Consider the following 16,298-nt stretch of genomic DNA (forward strand, 5'->3'; position numbering starts at 1 on the left):
GCCATGGAGCGGGCGGTCACCTTGACGGCGCTACAAATTTTAGAACCTCAAACTGTGAACGCTGCCACCAAAGATTTAACTATAGCCCTGATTTAGCTCGTGCTAATCCGCTAAACAACGGAAATCCCGATCTATCTCTTAGCTCTAAATTTAAATCTATGGGTCCAGGCTGTGGCTCTGAAGGCTCTCAGTCCTACTTTACCGCTCACTACGAGAAGGGTATGCGCTGCGTAACCTGCCACGATCCGCACGATAACACCGGACCGGTAGTTGGTGATAAAACTGTCAAGGGCGTAAATTACAACTCAGAGCAAGGCTATTTGAGCGCGTTTTATACAAAGCCTAAGATCACAAAAGAGTGCAAAGACTGCCACCAAGAGCAAGCCTACATCGCCGCAAGAGCCGATACGCATAAAGACAACACCTGCGCATCTTGCCACATGCCGTTTATGATGAGCTGCGAGAACTTCTATGCTATTCAGTTCCAAGACAACGCGGGATTCGATACTCAAAGAAGATCGCACATCTGGAAGATCGACATCGATCCTGCTAGAAAATCTCTAGTCGCAGGCGATGCCGCCAAAGGTCCAAGAGATGCGAAAGATTGGCACTTCCAAAGAAATAAAGAGGGACGAAATTTCGTCGATCTTATGTGGTCGTGCGCACGAACCTCGTGGGCGGATAAAGATATGCAAGATACCAAAGGCTGCCATAGTCCAGTCGTCTCCGAGCTAAAAGAGACGCTTCACTTCAAGAACCAAAAGCAGGTTTACGATGAGGTTATGGGCTGGCAAACTCCAATTAAGAGCGATTTCTCGCAGGTTAAGATCGGTATTCAAGGAATTTACTCTATCCTCGAGACTAAAAAGCTTAACTCCAGCGACAAAACTCGCGTTTACGAGCTAATAGAAAAAGCTCAAGACACCGTCGATCTTATCGAAAAGGACGGCTCATGGGGAATGCACGGCTTTAAATATACTAAGCAAAGGCTAGAAGCCGCTAAAGAGTATATTAAAGAGGCTCAAAGAATTTTAAATAATAATTTATAATTCTTTCGGGGTCGCGTAAGTTCGCGGCCCCGAAATTTAAAAGGCAAATGTATGCAAAAAAGACTAAAAATTTTCTTGCCTATCGTTTTGGCAAGCTGCGCGTTGGGCGCGAATTTAACTACGCAAGAACAAAAAGAATCTTATAGCATCGGAGCTTCTACCGGAAGCTATGTTTCAAACCAGCTGCATTCACAAGCCGCATTAGGCGTCAAATATGACTTAGATGCGGTGATAGAGGGGTTTTTGGACGCTCTTAAAAAGCAGCAGAAGCTAAAAGATGAGGAAATTATTGCGCTTTTGAATCAAAGAGCCGATAAGCTAAATAAGATCGTAGAAACAAATTCCAAAGCGGAGCTTGATAAAAATTTAAAAGCAGGCAAGGAATTTATGGCGAAAAATGCCAAAAATCCGGACGTTAAAACCACAAAATCCGGTCTTCAATATGAAATTTTAAAGCTAGGTATGGGCGAAAAGCCAAAGCCTGAGAGCGTAGTAGTGATGAACTACAAGGCGTATTTGACGAACGGTAGTGTATTTGACGATACTTTCGCGTCTAAAATTCCGGCGCATCTTTCTATGATAGGCTTAATCGACGGATTGCGCGAAGGGTTGCTTTTGATGAATACGGGCTCGAAATATAAATTTACAATCCCTAGTAATTTAGCGTACGGCAACGTGGACGTAGATAGAATTCCTGCGGGTTCTGTGGTGATTTTTGAAGCCGAACTACTAAAAGTTTTAAAGCCCGGCGAGCTTGCCGATGCGGCCAAAAAGCTTAGCGAGAGCGAGGCTAAAAGCTTTCACGACGCGAATAAAACAAAGTAGTTTTGCTCAAATTTAGTCGGAGGAGAATATGCAAAAGCAAAGAAGAAATTTTATAAAATCCGCCGCACTCGGCTCTTTGGGACTCGGCGCAATTGCCTCAAATTTACTTGCGCAAAGCGGCGACGGCGCGGATAAAAGCGCGCAAGACGCAAACGCAAGCGTCAAAAAACAAGAGCCGAAAAAGCCGCACTACGGCATGATATTCGATCAAAATAAATGCGTCGGCTGCACCGACTGCGAGATCGCCTGTAAAAAGGTAAATTTGGTTCCGAAAGGTCAAATGAGGCTTTTTATCCAGGATAAAACAGATCCGCTAAATTTAAAAGAAAAGCGCTACGTCAGGGTTTCTTGTCAGCAGTGCGAGGACGCGCCGTGCGTGAATGTCTGCCCGACCAAAGCCTGTCACAAGGACGAAAAAACCGGCATCACGACGATGAATACCGACGACTGCATCGCCTGTAAATACTGCATCGTCGCCTGTCCTTACGACGTGCGCTTCATAAACCACGATACCAAAGCCGCGGAGAGCTGTAACTTCTGCTTGGATACAAATTTAAAAGACGGTCACGAGCCCGCCTGCATCGAGGCGTGCAGATACGAGGCGATCGTATTTGGCGATCTAAACGACGAAGAATCGCACATCAGCAAGCTACTTCGCGTAAAAGACAGCCTGCGAATGCATCCTGAGTGCGGCACGAAACCTAGCCTGCGCTATATTCCTGCGGTTAAATTGGGGGTGTGATATGAACGGAGCTATAAATTTCACTGCGACCTTCTCGCACGGCGTAGAGTGGGGCTGGCCGATCGCGGTTTATCTTTTGCTAGCGGGTATGAGCGGCGGCGCTTTAGTAGTCGCGATCCTCGTAAAATTTTATAAAAAACAGACCGAAAGCACGCCGCTGTTTAAGGCCGCGTCATTGCTATCTTTCGTCGCGATTTTACTCGGTATGGTCTGCCTGGTAGCCGATCTTGAGCGACCGCTTCTTTTTTGGAAAATTTTGATCAATTACAACTTCACATCGGTTATGTCCGTGGGTGTGGCGGCGCTTTGCGTCTATATCCCGCTCAGCTTCATAGCTTGCCTTTATGCGTTTGAAGAGTGCCTTAGAGAGTTTTTGACGCGCAATCTTAGCTTTTTAAAAGGACTTTTCGAGCTTGTGATGAAAATTTTAAACGCGCTTCGCCCGCTGCTTCTTGCGCTTACGCTTGTTTTTGCGGTTGCGATCTGCGCCTATACCGGCTTTTTGATCTCGGTTTTAGTTAGATTTCCTATCCTTAATACAGCCGTTTTGCCTGCGCTTTTCGTGGCGTCTGGCTTATCGGCAGGCATCGCAGGCTCAAGCCTGATAGCCGCGCTTGTCTTTAAAGCGGACCCGCACGGCGGCGATTTAAAAACTCTACACGCGGTCGAGTGGCCGGTTTTAGCGATGGAAATTTTATTAATCGGTATGATTTTCGTCTCGCTAATAACGGGCAGCGACGTGCAAAAAGCCGCGAGCGTCGCATTTAACGAGGGATTTTATGCGAAGATGTTTTGGCTAGGCGTCGTGGGCGTAGGCTTTTGCGTACCGCTCGTTTTAAATTTCGCACTGGGCAAAAAGATCGCTCACACCGCATTTGCGTTCTACGTTAGCGCGCTTGCCAGCGTGGTCGGGGTATTACTTCTTAGAATGTTTATACTATACGCAGGGCAAACTTACGATATAATAATGTAAAACTGCGGAGGGTTAATGAGCGCGCTAAAAATATTAAAATTTTTCATCTCTTACAAGTTCGCGCTCTGCCTCCTCTTTATCCTAGCCGCAGGTGCCGGCGTCGCAACCTTTTTAGAGAGCATTTACGATACGCAAACGGCTAAAATTTTAGTCTATGAGGCGCGCTGGTACGAGTGCGTCATGGGTGCTGCGACGCTGAGCCTGCTAGGAATAATCATAAAAACCAAAATGTGGCGCCGCTTCGGCTCCTTCGTCCTTCACGCGGCATTTATCGTTATCTTTATCGGCGCGGCGCTGACGCGCTATTTCGGCACAGAGGGCGTGCTGCACGTTAGAGCGGGCGAGAGCGAAAGCGAGATGGTGAGCGTCAAGCCATACTTACAAATCCGCACGCAAGACGCGCTGTTTGAGCACCCGCTAAATTTAAGCCAGATCGGCGATAACGATTTTAGCTTCACGCAAAGTATAAATTCTAAAAGCTTCACCGTCAAATTTAGCTCCTATAAACCCGCGCCCAAAGGCGAGCAGGGCATGCTTGCGGTAAAGGCGGGTTTTGAGGGCGGAAGCGAGCAAGAAGCGCAGCTTCGCGGCGGCGCGGGCTGGCTGGGGGAACCCAAAATTTTAAACTTTGACGGCGAGGAGATAATGCTAAGCTGGGGCTCGAAGCTCATAGAGCTTCCGTTTGCGGTAAAGCTTTTGAAATTTAAGCTCGAGCGCTATCCCGGCTCGCAAAGTCCGTCATCCTACGCTAGCGACGTTGAAATTTTAAAAGAGGGCAAGAGCGCGGGGGAGCATGAAATTTATATGAACCACCCGCTAAGCTTTGACGGTTTCAAGCTCTTTCAATCCTCCTACGACACCGACGAGCGGGGCACGGTGCTAGAGCTTAACCGCGATCCGGGTAAAATCCCTACCTATTTCGGCTATTTCTTGCTTTGCGTCGGATTTATCGGCAATCTTTTTACCGCCGGCAGCAGGTTTAAAAAGCTCGCTAAATTTATTAAAAACAACGCACCCACCGCGCTGCTTCTAATCGCGCCGCTTTTTTTCGGCATTGAGCTTCGCGCCGCGGATGAAAACTATCTGGCAAACCTTAAAGCCAACTCGCGCGTTCACGCAAACGGCGCGTTTGCGGAGCTTTTGGTGCAAGATTACATGGGCAGGATCAAGCCGCTTAGCACCGAAGCAAGCGAGATCGTAAATAAAATTTCAGGCACGGATTCGCTCTACGACTTAAGCGCCGAGCAGATGATCCTAGGAATGAGTCTAAATCCCGCGTTTTGGCGCGATCAAAAGATCATCAAGATCAAAAACGACGAGATCAAAAAGATGCTGGGCTTAGCCCCGCAGGAGCGATATGCGAGCTTTAATTCGGTCTTTGATGAAAACGGCAACTACAAGCTCGCGCGCGTCGTGGACGAAGCTAATGAAAAAAGTGCCTCGCGCCGCGGCGTGCTCGATAATGAGCTGATTAAATTCGACGAGCGGCTAAATATCGCGTATCTGACTTTCAGAGGGGTGTTTTTTAAATTTATCCCCGTGCCGAACGACCCGCAAAACGCGTGGCTCTCGCCGAACGACGCCTTTGCGGATTATAGTATCGCTCCGCAGATCAAAGGCGTGCTAAATGATTATCTAAACGGCTTGCAGGATGGAATTTCGGATAATGATTGGACTAAAGCGGATGCAGCACTTGCGGAGCTGAAAAACTACCAAAGAGCCACCTCTGCAGCTATTCTTCCAAGCGTTAGCCGCGTCAAGGCCGAGGTGTTTTACAACAAAGCTTCGGTTTTTAAAAAGCTCGTTTATTGCTATATGATCCTAGGCGGCGTAGCTCTTGTTTTGGCGCTTTTGGGCGCGCTTTGCGGTAAGAGCTTCACGCTCGCGCAAAAAATTTTATTTGCGGCCTTTGCGATATGTTTTACAGCACATACCCTCGCGCTTGCGCTGCGCTGGTACGTCGCGGCTCACGCGCCGTGGAGCGATAGCTATGAGTCGATGATCTACATTGGCTGGTCGGCGGCGCTTGCGGGGATCATATTTTTTAGAAAGTCCCTACTTACGCTAAGTGCGAGCTGCCTGCTAGCTAGCATCGTAATGCTAGTAGCGCATATGAGCTTCGTAAATCCGCAGATTACCAACCTCGTGCCGGTGCTAAAGTCCTATTGGCTTAGCATCCACGTCTCGGTTATTACGGCTAGCTACGGATTTTTAGGGCTTAGCTGCCTGCTTGGGCTTTTGGCTCTTATTTTGATGGCGCTTAAAAACGGCGCCAATCGCGAGCGGCTTAACGTGCAGATCAGATATATAACGGCGATCAACGAGATCAGCCTCATCGTGGGACTTTCGATGCTAACGCTCGGAAATTTCTTCGGCGGCGTGTGGGCGAATGAGAGCTGGGGGCGATACTGGGGCTGGGATAGCAAAGAGACCTGGTCGTATGTCTCGATCATCGTCTATGCGATCGTGCTGCATCTAAAGCTTATCCCGAAACTTGGCTCGATCTATGTTTATTGCGTGAGTTCGACGCTCGCGTATAGCTCAATCATAATGACCTATTTCGGCGTAAATTTCTACCTCACCGGTATGCACTCTTATGCCGCAGGAGATGCGCCGCAGATACCCGCGCCGTTTTATTGTATAATAGCGGCGGTAATTTTAATAATCGCTCTTGCTTTCAGAGGCAGGGACGTAAAAACGATATAAAGGAGTAAATTTGAAAAAATTTCTAATAACGCTGGTTTTGGCTGCCGCGGCAAACGCGGGCTTTATCAGCGAGGGCATTCAGGCACAGCAAAGCGGCGATCATAAAAAACTCGCAGAAATTTACGAGCGAGCGTGCGGTTTGGAAAATAAAGCTTCGGGATGCTATAATCTAGCCGTTTTGTATTTTGAGGGCACCGGCAACGTAGAGAAAAATTTCGAAAAAGCGATCAGCCTCTACGAGAAGGCGTGCAGCGCTAAATTTGCGCTTGCGTGCAACAATCTAGGCTATATCTACGAAAGCGGCAACGGCGCGGATCAAAATTTTACCAAAGCCGCGGCTTATTACGAAAAAGCCTGCAAAGATAACGAAGGCTGCACCTCGCTCGGGCTTTTATATGCAAACGGCGCCGGGCTTGCAAAGGATGTCGCCAAGGCGGCGAGCCTTTATGAGAAGGCCTGCACCTACGGCGATATGATGGGCTGCAACAACCTGGGCTATCTGTATCTAAAGGGCGAGGGCGTGGAGCAAAGCTTCGCAAAGGCTAAAATTTTTTACGAAAAGGCTTGCGGCGGCGACATCGGCATCGGCTGCAACAACCTAGGCTATCTATACGCCTTCGGGCAGGGGGTGGGCCAGGATTATAAGCAGGCAAAGCAGCAGTATGAAAAGGCGTGCAGCCTCGGCCACTTCGACGGCTGCAATAACCTAGCCATAATGTATGCCGAAGGAAAAGGAGTGAAGTCCGATAACGCCAAAGCAAAAGAGTTTTTCAAAAAAAGCTGCGACGGCGGCATCAAGATGGGCTGCGAGAATTTGGAATTTTTAAACTCGATTAGTAAGTAAATTTAAAACATCAAAATTTTAAGGAGATAGTATGATTTTACGTTCGTTTTTAGCTTCGGCAGCGCTTGTTGCGCTCGTTTGCGGTGCCTCCATGGATGGGGCCAATAAACCGGCAAAGCCTATGTTTCAAAGCGTGGATCCTAGCAAGGCTACGCTTGTAGGAAGCGGCGAGGGCAAAGAATACTGCGCCGTTTGCGGAATGAATTTGGTTAAATTCTATAAAACGAACCACGTTTGGAACGGCAAGCAAGTAGCTTCCCTACACTGCTTGTACGAGATTACGGAGGGAAAAATTCCAAGCGATGCGCAGGTAGTAGATACGAAAAATCTAAATTTGATCGACGTAAATAAAGCCTTTTACGTCGTGGGCAGCAAGGTCAAAGGCACGATGACGCGAAATAGCAAATACGCCTTCTCAACAGAAGCCGACGCGAAAGAATTTCAAGCCGAAAACGGCGGCGAGATAATGAATTTCGCCAAAGCCTACGAGATTGCGGGACAGGATTTTGAGGGCGATAACAAGATGATTAAAGCCAAGCGCGAGGGCGGCGTTTACGCGCACGGTAAAGAATTTTACGAAGCAAACTGCGAGAAAACCGATCCAAAAAGCTTCAAAGCCATCTCCGAGCTTAAAGCTCATCTCAAAAAAGCTTGCGACGCAAAGGGTGCTAGCAAAGCCCCTGAATACGACAAACACCTGCAAGCCGCGGCGCTGTATCTATGGGATGCACCGGCAAATTTAGGCGGCAGCGACAAAAACGCAAAAGCGAAAAAGGCTGAAAAGATCGTCGTGCCTGAGGGCGCTAAATGCCCGGTCTGCGGCATGCTAGTGGGCAAAAACCCTAACTGGGCGGCGATGATAGAGGTTCAGGGCGGCGAGAGCTTGTATTTTGACGGCGTGAAAGATATGATGAAATACTACTTCCAAAAGGGAAAGGGCTTTGATAAAATTTACGTAACCGACTACTACAAGCTTCATAAGATCGATGCTAAAAGCGCTTTTTACGTGCTCGGCTCCAACGTCTTAGGGCCGATGGGTGACGAGCTCATTCCGTTTGAGAGTGAGAGCGCGGCTAAGACCTTCGCTAAAGATCACGGAGGCAAGAGCGTACTTAAATTTGATGAAATTCAAGAGAGCGTAATAGAAGGGCTATGAGGCTCATTTGCGCTTTAACGATCTTTTTTACCGCCCTTTACGCGCTCATTGCGGTGCATTATGTAAGCTTTGATCGCGCAAAGGGCGAGCAGTGTCTGCAAAAGCTCGCGCGCGAGATAAAGGACGTGCGGCTCTCGAGCAGCTTTAAGAGCAAGGCCTACGCGGAGTTCGTCTATGATAAGTAAAAACTTCATCGACTACTCCGTAACTCTGCTGCGAAAAGACAGAGCCGATCACGCTTTTAGCTTCGCGATCTTTGCATTTATCGTTTTTATTTTAAGCTCGGTGCTTTTCATCTCGGGCTCCATTCAAAACGATCTTGAAAAGGTCATCAAGCTTAGACCCGACATCGTCGTAGAAGCTCTACGCGCCGGCAAACGCGATCTGATGCACGACGGCTATATCTACGATATCTCCAAAATCGTGGGCGTCAGCGAAGTGCAGGGCGCCGTGGACGGGATGTATTACTTTGCTCAAAAGCGCGTTTGGTTTCATATTGTAGGCGACGAAAGCCTGAGCGAAAACGAAATGATCGTAGGCGAGGGAGTAAAGGCGGCGATGGGCGAGTGGTACTACGAGGACGAGTTTCATTTTTTGACCGAGCAGCGCCTAATCGCGATTAAGATTAATAAAATTTCGCCGCACGAAAGCAGCATCGTCTCAAACGACGTGATCTATCTAAACCCCGTTACCGCGCGCGAGGTGCTAAGCCTCAAAGAGGGCGAATACACCAAGCTCTACGTAAGCGTGCCCAACCCCAACGAAGTAAGCGAAGTAGCGCTTAAGATCGTAAATTTATACCCCAACACGGAAGCTCTTAGCGCGGAGGACGCGGTAGCCGAAGTGAGGCATCTGTATTATTACAAGGGCGGGATCTTTATGGTGCTTTACGCCGTGGCGATGATCTCGTTTTTCATCTTGCTGAAAAATCAAATTTCGCTCGCATACGGAGAGAAAAAAAAGGAGATCGCGATCTTGCGCAGCATCGGCTTTTGTATAAAGGACATCATCGCGATGAAATTTATCCAAAATTTCATCGTCTCGCTAAGTGCGTATCTGCTCGGCGTCGCGGGCGCTTATGCTTATGTTTTTATCCTGGATGCGCCGCTTCTGCGCGATATATTCTTAGGCGGCGAGCTGCGAAATTTCATCACCTTCACGCCCGCGATAAATTTCAATATGCTCTTTTTGATCTTCGTCTTTAGCGTTATCCCGTTTTTGGCGTTCGTCATCATCCCTTCATGGCGCATCGCTATAGGCGATATGAGCGAGGCGGTCAAATGAGCAAGATAGAGATTAAGCAGCTTTACAAAATTTACAATGAGGGCAGGGCGAATGAATTTCGCGCTTTGAAAAATATAAGCTTAAGCGTCGAAGAGGGGCAGATCGTAATCTTAAAAGGCGTTAGCGGCAGCGGTAAAAGCACGCTTCTATCCATCATAGGCGCGCTTTCTAAGCCTAGTAGCGGCGAGGTTTTAGTGGACGGCGCAAATGTCTCCAAGCTCGCCGATATCGAAAGCTCCGCGTATCGCCACAAAAAAATCGGTTTTATCTTTCAGTCTTTCAACCTGCTTGAGGCGCTTAGCGTTTATAAAAACGTCCTTGCGCCGCTTAGCCTTGAGCGGCTGAGCAGAGATGAGCTTGGCGCGCGCATAGATGAAGCGATGCAGATTGCCAATATCGCGCATAAAAAAGATCAGATCGTCTCCAGCCTTAGCGGCGGCGAGAAGCAGCGCTGCGCTATCGCTAGGGCGCTCGTGATGGGGCCGCAGATCATCTTGGCCGACGAGCCGACGGCAAATTTAGACAAACAAAACTCGCTCGGCTTTATCGAAATGCTTTCAAAGCTCAAAGAGCTTAAAAAGACCGTTTTGATCGCGACGCACGATATATTGTTCGATGAGCTAAGCTTCGTAGATCGATACGTGTTTTTAAAAGATGGAGAAATTTCAGCATGAGCGTATTTTTATCGGGTAGCGTGATCGCGTTTTTGGCCGTAGAGCTGATCGTAATAACGCTGATGGCGATCTCGCAGTTTCACATCGTGCGGATTATGCGCTACTGGGACTTTAGCGCCACCTCAAATTTACAATACGCCCTGGAGAAAAGAAACTATCTCATCAACACCATTTTGTTCTTCACGATAGCGTGCAAGATCATTTTGTTTATATTTTTTGCGCTTTGCCTGAACGAGCTCTCTTCGGTCGTGCCGGGCGCGATGTGCTCCGCAGGCGTCGTGGGCTCGAACCGCTACGGCAACATCCTGCTGCTTTTAAAAATTTTACTGATCTTCGGCTTTGGGCTCTGGCTTATTTTAAACAGCCTCGATCTTAAAGCGGGCAAATTTCCCTATCTAAAGCGCAAATACCTGATCTTTACCATCCTTTTTACGGGCGTTTTGGCGGAGTTTGTTTTAGAAATTCTATTTTTTACCAATATCCCGCTGCGCGTGCCGGTGTTTTGCTGCTCGGTCGTATTTCGCGCGCCGAAGCTTCCGTTCGGCTACACGCAGGCGCTTTTGGCGACCTTTTTCTACGCGATATTGGGCGCCATTTTGATCTTAAATTTCTTAAAGCAGTCGATGGCGAGCTTTGCTTTAAATTTGCTCTTTTTGTTCGTCGCATACTACGCGATCACCTATTTTTTCGGGCTTTACGTTTACGAGCAGCCCAATCACAAATGCCCGTATTGCATGCTTTTGAAGGATTATTACTTCGTCGGCTATGCGATTTGGGGCTCGCTGTTTTTGGGTATATTTTTCGGCATCGTGCCGTTTTTAACGGAGCTCATTACTAAGCGCGCCTATACCCACCTGCTTAAATACTCCTCGTTCTGGCTTATTCTAAACGCGCTCATCTGCAGCGCCTACGTCGTCAAATACTACTTCGTGCGGGGTGCGCTGCTATGATTAAGAAAATTTTTGCCGCGGTTTTGCTCGCCTGCGTGATGGGGCTGCTCATATCGTCTATGGATATAGCCGAATCCAAAATTTCCGTGCGCCACGGCAACACGGATAAGCAGCCGCTGCAGATCGAATTCGGCAAATATCTATGTCACGAGAGCGGCACGGTGATAAACGATCTGTACAACACCGCTCAGGCCGTTATGCCAAACGGCGATACATATTTTTTCAACGACATCGCAAACGTCTTCATGTGGCTGATGCGGCAAAAAGACAAAGATGAGATCGTGGTGTGGGTTTATTCGCAAGACACCGAAAAATACATCATCGCCAAGGACGCCTGGTACTCGCGCGTCGAGATCACGCCGATGGGCTACGGCTTTGGGGCGTATGAGTTTCACAACTACGGCAGGAGCGACTACTACTACGACGAGATCGTGCTGTGCGCCGCTCGCGGCGAGACGCTGCTAAATCCGCTCATCAACATCCTGCTATCTGAAAATAAAATTTAGCCTCGCGGCATATCGGAAAATAAAATTTAGTCCCGCTATGGATGGGAAATAAAATTTAACCCTACGGTGGATATGAAATAAAATTTAGCCGTGCGGCAGTAGAAAATAAAATTTAACTCCGCAGCGGGCGCGACTTGTCGCAGATACAGCTCGTCGATTAAATTTTTACTCATGTCTATCGTTTTTATTAATTTTACCCGCTCTCGCTACTTTCGTTAAATTTAGCTCACGTCCGAGTTTGCGTTCGCTCGCAATTATTAAATTTGCTCGTATTTGCCCAAGCTCGCGCCCATTCGTATTCATTGAAATTTAGCCCGCATTCGCTCATCAAGATAGCCTAAATTCAGCCTGTATCGGCTTACTATTGTTAAATTTACCCGTCTATGTCCAAACTCTCACTCGTCCGCTCTTATGGAATTTAGCTCGCATTTGCCTGGGCTCACACCGACTTGCTCGTTAAATTTGACCCACCCGCATCGCCGACCAGTTTAAAATTTTAAACCGTATTCGCTCGTTAAATTTTATGCGGTTTTCGGCGTGAGGCGCGAAAATTATCGCCTTTAAAATGTGAAATTTACACCCCTACGCCGTCTTGCCATAGAATTAAAAAATGTCTAATTCGATCCAAATTAAAACGCTTGGCTCAAAATTCGGTGCCACCGAAATTTATCGTTACCTTTCTACTAAAATTCCAGTCTAAATCTTAGTCCTATGCCGTTAGATTTAATATCGCTTCCATATGCTCCGACGTAGGAGAGCTTAAGCGTAGCACGGCTTGAAAGAGACGCCTCGATTCCTGCTTCGGCAGTCGTTAGGTTTTGCAACTTCTCACCTTTTAGCTGCGTACCACCTAGCCCGTTTACGTATAAATAAGCCTGCGGCTGCTTATCCGAAAAGAAGCGATTATATGCCACGTCTGCACTTGCTCTTAAACCTACTCCGCCGATTCTAAACGGAACGCTAGGTTTTATACCAATGCTTACGGCTTAAATTTCGCGTTTTGTTTTCAATGCGAATCAAAGAGTTGCTGACGTTATCTATTTTCGTGCGAGTATGCGAAACACCAGCGTAGGGTTCTACACTAAAGCTGTCCGCGTTGCTAAAACCCATATAAGAAACCTGTGCGAATGCACTTAAACTAGAGGCATTTGAGCCTACATATTCGTAAGCTATAGGCGAAACCGATGAGATTAGCTTTCTATCTCGATCATATTTCGAATATATTGCACCGAAGCTAAATTTAACGGGTTCAAAACCGATGTCGGAATAAATTCCGCTATGAAAATCCTTGCTTTTGACCTCCTTGGTGCCGCTTATTTTATCGTCCGTACGCCCTGCGCCTACAAATACACCGACGCTTGAACTATCGCCGATTAAAGAGTCAATACCGATTAAATTTACGAACGAATCGGAATGCAATTTGCCAATACCGGTATCTTTATCAGATTTAATTCGATTTGTGCCCGAAAAGATCCAAAATCTAGTGTCTTTATCAATATTTACGGCATTCGCGCCACCTCTATTTTTAACGACGCTTGCCATCATTATGGAATTTATCGCGGAATTATTTGCCGCAGCAAATTCAGCATCATTTGCGAACGCGCTATAATACTCTCGCGCTTGAGCATGGTTTGAGCCTAAAATTTGCGTATAAATTTCGCTGCCGCGATTAGCGACGAGTAGATCTGCGAATGCCCTTTGCGAAGAGCTTAGTGCAAAATCTTGCATACTCGTTCCACTTTGGATCGAAAGGCGTAAATTTGAGCCACTCGCCTCCTCTTTGCTCGTTTTGAAAAACGCATAGCTATCCTGAGTGCTTGCTAAATTTGCACCGCTAAATGTGCCCGTGGCGGTTAAAATTTTCTTAGAGCCGGGGTTGTCGACGAGGTTTTGAAGATCGCTAGTATTAACTTGCCCTGCTCTTAGTAATGAGCCTTGTTTAAAGCTCAAATTTAGATTATTCACGCCATCATTTACTACGAATGCACCACCGCTATTGATTGTTGCTTTTACGGTGGTTGCATCGCTTGCCTTGCTCACGCTTCGCCAGCCGTTCCTTTCAGGTACCCTATATACTGCAGAGTGCAAAATTTCAAGTTCGCCGCCATTTTGTACATCGATATGTTTGCTTTTACCGATTGATTGATTGAGCGCCGAAATTTTGCCACCATAGATAGTGGTAATTCCGGTGAAAGTGTTGTCGCCCGTAAGTGTTAAGGTGCCGTTGCCTCTTTTGATGAGCGCACCCTCATAGCCCTGTGCGGCCCGCTCGGTTCTCGCCTTCTCTCTTGCGGTCTCAAAAGTAAGCTCAGCTTTTTCCTCTGGGCTTAAATTTTGTTTTGAAGCAAGGATGGCTTTTCTTGCTGCCCAAACGGCTGCTTCGTTTTGATCCTCGATTTTTCTAAATTTGATAGCTTTATCAGATATATCGTTGCTCCATATATCGTCTTGATCCATAGTAATGTCGAAATTTCCTAAAAATTGCCCAGGACCAAACATTGCTTTGCCAAGGTCTAAGATGCCCCAGCCCCAGACTTTGCTTGGTACGCCGAGCCCATCACTGCCCCAGCGCTCCAAAGGTTGCCCTTCGTGACCTGCTCTAAGCGTCGTTTGTCTTGCTGTAGTAAGCATCGTATCGCGAACCTGTGCCGCATTCATATATGGATAGCGCTGGAATATGACACCTAACGCACCGCTTACATGTGGAGCCGCCATAGAGGTACCACCCCAGCTAGCGTATGAAGCCTTTTTAGTTTTTAGATTGACGGTGGAGGAGTAAATATCTGCAGCGGGTGCAGCGATCGTCCACCATTTGGAATTTCCTGCGAGATTAAATCTCTGTGCATCACTTACTTCGCCGTTTGCGTTACTGCCGTTAGGATAACCCCAAGTACCATTTTGTCCCGTGACATTTACCCAGTATTTTTCTGCATCAGGCCTGAAATACGGCAAGGCTGCACGTGTAAAAGACTCCGCCATAAGGCTTCTATTCCCTGCCGTAAAGACTTGAATGACCTGCCTTTTGACCGCTACTTCGTATGCGGCGTCTATGAAGCTTTTCTCGCCTTTAGTAACAAACTGATAGTAAGCTTTTTTAGCTGCGTTTAAGTCTTTTAGATACATATGATCTTTAGCGTTGTTAGTTTCAGTAACACTGATAGTATCTCTGATGTTCGTATTGTATTCGTTTATATGCCTTAAGCCGGAGGATGGTTTATAGCCCGTAGCGCCCGAGTAAGCGGAATTTACCTTTCTATTTGACCCCCAACTATTATTGATTACCCTAACGCCTGCATCAGCAAGCGCGTTGTAACCTTTTAGAAAAAAATTGTAATCCTGATTCGGTCCGTAAGTCATACCATCGTTGCCGCCTGTATTTGCGGAGTATAAATTCGACTTATACGCTACACCGTGCATTCCGTTGCCGTCCCTGCTTGCAGCCATAGTACCGCTCACATGCGTACCGTGGCTATCATTTACGCCTGCTTGCCACGAGCCATCGATGTCGAATTTTTCGCCCTTTTTAAATTCACCCTTATTGGTCTCGTCGTATTCACTGCTTGAACCTACTTTAAAGGGTGAATTGCCATATTTAGTATCGGGATACCTCATTCCGTCTTTATCATATACGCCACTGCTTTTTACAATATTTATCCTTCCGCCTCCAAATTCTGGGTGGCTAAGCAGTACGCCCGAGTCCATAACGCCGATTTTTACGCCACTACCGTCAAAGCCTAGCGCATAAGCCGTAGAAGCATTCATTGAGGTTAAACCCCAATCTTTTTTATATTCGTCACTCTCCCAGCTACTAGTATTACCGAGTATTCCCGTTTCAGTATAGGCGCCTAGACAAGTACCCGATAGCAGCAAACATACCGCTATGGATAGCGTAGGTAGGTTTAAACGCTCTTTGCAGTGCAAATTTGTAAATTTCGATGTTAGATCGCAATTCATAGGTATCCTTTCGTAAAAAATTTATTTAATTATACATTGCTTAAAATTAAATATTAATTATTATAAATAAGAAATTTCAATTACAAATTTTAGATAATACCAGAAGGAATGAGCTTGCGTAAGTTAAACTTTTTATATATTACGGCATATAAAACAAATACTCAACAAATAAATTTATATCAATACGGGCGCCGAAATTTTAAGCTATAATGGCGCCAAATTCCACATCAAAGGAGCAAAAATGAGCGAAATTTTAGATCAGACGCTGGAGCGTGCGAAAGAAATTTTAGGAGCGGAGGCACTGGATATTAAGATCGAGCGCGCGGTCGTGGGGCTGTTTTTTAGCGGCGTGAAGCTGCAAGGAGGCGCATGCGGGCTTAGCTATACGCCGCTAAAGTCCCTATCCGGCGCCGTTTGCTGCCCCTCGCAAGCAAGCGTGATGCCCGATTCGGGCAATATCGCAGGCAAAAGCGTGCGCTATTTGCTGCGCGATCTGAGCTCCGCCGCGCCGCTTAAAAAGACGCTCGCGCTCGCTGCGCTAAATGCGCTTGGAAGGGCGTATTTTGATAAAATCCGCGCGGATTACGACGTGAAATTCGGCGCCGATCCCTTTGAGCAGCTGCGGATCGAGCGCG

15 protein-coding genes and 1 pseudogene are annotated in these 16,298 nt (G+C 47.1%); 13 read left to right on the top strand and 3 right to left on the bottom strand.

Annotated features, from left to right (window positions below; all coding sequences use genetic code 11):
* From Q0369_RS02480 to Q0369_RS02535, 12 genes and pseudogenes are all read left to right on the top strand, one after another.
* Nucleotides 1–1,049, top strand: a pseudogene (locus Q0369_RS02480) (cytochrome C); the annotation flags it as partial.
* 51 nt (nt 1,050–1,100) lie between these two features.
* Nucleotides 1,101–1,874, top strand: coding sequence for an FKBP-type peptidyl-prolyl cis-trans isomerase N-terminal domain-containing protein (locus Q0369_RS02485; RefSeq protein ID WP_005870892.1), 774 nt, complete (start codon nt 1,101–1,103; stop codon nt 1,872–1,874).
* 28 nt (nt 1,875–1,902) lie between these two features.
* Complete coding sequence (locus Q0369_RS02490) at nt 1,903–2,616, top strand: 4Fe-4S dicluster domain-containing protein (protein WP_298095522.1); 714 nt, start codon at nt 1,903–1,905, stop codon at nt 2,614–2,616.
* 1 nt (nt 2,617) lies between these two features.
* Entirely contained in the window at nt 2,618–3,589 is a 972-nt protein-coding gene (gene nrfD / locus Q0369_RS02495) for an NrfD/PsrC family molybdoenzyme membrane anchor subunit (RefSeq protein WP_298095525.1), read from the top strand.
* 15 nt (nt 3,590–3,604) lie between these two features.
* On the top strand, nt 3,605–6,295 hold the full coding sequence (gene ccsA, locus Q0369_RS02500) for a cytochrome c biogenesis protein CcsA (protein ID WP_298095528.1): 2,691 nt from the start codon (nt 3,605–3,607) through the stop codon (nt 6,293–6,295).
* Between the two features lie 10 nt (nt 6,296–6,305).
* Nucleotides 6,306–7,139 carry a tetratricopeptide repeat protein gene (locus Q0369_RS02505; protein ID WP_298095531.1) on the top strand — a complete coding sequence of 278 codons (834 nt, stop codon included), beginning with the start codon at nt 6,306–6,308 and terminating at the stop codon, nt 7,137–7,139.
* Nucleotides 7,140–7,170: 31 nt separating this feature from the next.
* On the top strand, nt 7,171–8,295 hold the full coding sequence (locus Q0369_RS02510; protein ID WP_298095533.1) for a nitrous oxide reductase accessory protein NosL: 1,125 nt from the start codon (nt 7,171–7,173) through the stop codon (nt 8,293–8,295).
* Nucleotides 8,292–8,480, top strand: coding sequence for a hypothetical protein (locus Q0369_RS02515; RefSeq protein ID WP_298095536.1), 189 nt, complete (start codon nt 8,292–8,294; stop codon nt 8,478–8,480). The genes Q0369_RS02510 and Q0369_RS02515 overlap by 4 nt, the downstream gene beginning before the upstream one ends.
* Nucleotides 8,470–9,579, top strand: a complete 1,110-nt coding sequence (locus Q0369_RS02520; protein ID WP_298095538.1) for an FtsX-like permease family protein — start codon at nt 8,470–8,472, stop codon at nt 9,577–9,579. Before Q0369_RS02515 ends, Q0369_RS02520 begins: the two co-directional genes overlap by 11 nt.
* A complete protein-coding gene (locus tag Q0369_RS02525; protein WP_298095540.1) occupies nt 9,576–10,253 on the top strand; it encodes an ABC transporter ATP-binding protein in 678 nt (225 codons plus the stop codon). The genes Q0369_RS02520 and Q0369_RS02525 overlap by 4 nt, the downstream gene beginning before the upstream one ends.
* Nucleotides 10,250–11,203, top strand: a complete 954-nt coding sequence (locus Q0369_RS02530; protein ID WP_298095542.1) for a hypothetical protein — start codon at nt 10,250–10,252, stop codon at nt 11,201–11,203. The genes Q0369_RS02525 and Q0369_RS02530 overlap by 4 nt, the downstream gene beginning before the upstream one ends.
* On the top strand, nt 11,200–11,709 hold the full coding sequence (locus tag Q0369_RS02535) for a hypothetical protein (protein WP_298095545.1): 510 nt from the start codon (nt 11,200–11,202) through the stop codon (nt 11,707–11,709). The genes Q0369_RS02530 and Q0369_RS02535 overlap by 4 nt, the downstream gene beginning before the upstream one ends.
* Nucleotides 11,710–11,744: 35 nt before the next feature.
* Here the strand turns inward: Q0369_RS02535 and Q0369_RS02540 are convergent, their stop codons facing one another.
* The 3 genes from Q0369_RS02540 to Q0369_RS02550 all read right to left on the bottom strand — a co-directional run bounded on the left by Q0369_RS02540 (nt 11,745) and on the right by Q0369_RS02550 (nt 15,663).
* A complete protein-coding gene (locus Q0369_RS02540; RefSeq protein ID WP_298095547.1) occupies nt 11,745–11,882 on the bottom strand; it encodes a hypothetical protein in 138 nt (45 codons plus the stop codon).
* 510 nt (nt 11,883–12,392) lie between these two features.
* Nucleotides 12,393–12,686, bottom strand: coding sequence for a hypothetical protein (locus tag Q0369_RS02545; RefSeq protein WP_367178960.1), 294 nt, complete (start codon nt 12,684–12,686; stop codon nt 12,393–12,395).
* Nucleotides 12,670–15,663, bottom strand: coding sequence for a S8 family serine peptidase (locus Q0369_RS02550; RefSeq protein ID WP_298095552.1), 2,994 nt, complete (start codon nt 15,661–15,663; stop codon nt 12,670–12,672). Before Q0369_RS02550 ends, Q0369_RS02545 begins: the two co-directional genes overlap by 17 nt.
* Before the next feature lie 241 nt (nt 15,664–15,904).
* Here Q0369_RS02550 and Q0369_RS02555 point away from each other — a divergent pair.
* Nucleotides 15,905–16,298: DUF4213 domain-containing protein (locus Q0369_RS02555; protein WP_298095555.1), on the top strand; the 394-nt coding region annotated here is incomplete at its 3' end.

The sequence above is a fragment of the uncultured Campylobacter sp. genome (genome assembly GCF_938030685.1).
GTDB lineage: Bacteria > Campylobacterota > Campylobacteria > Campylobacterales > Campylobacteraceae > Campylobacter_B.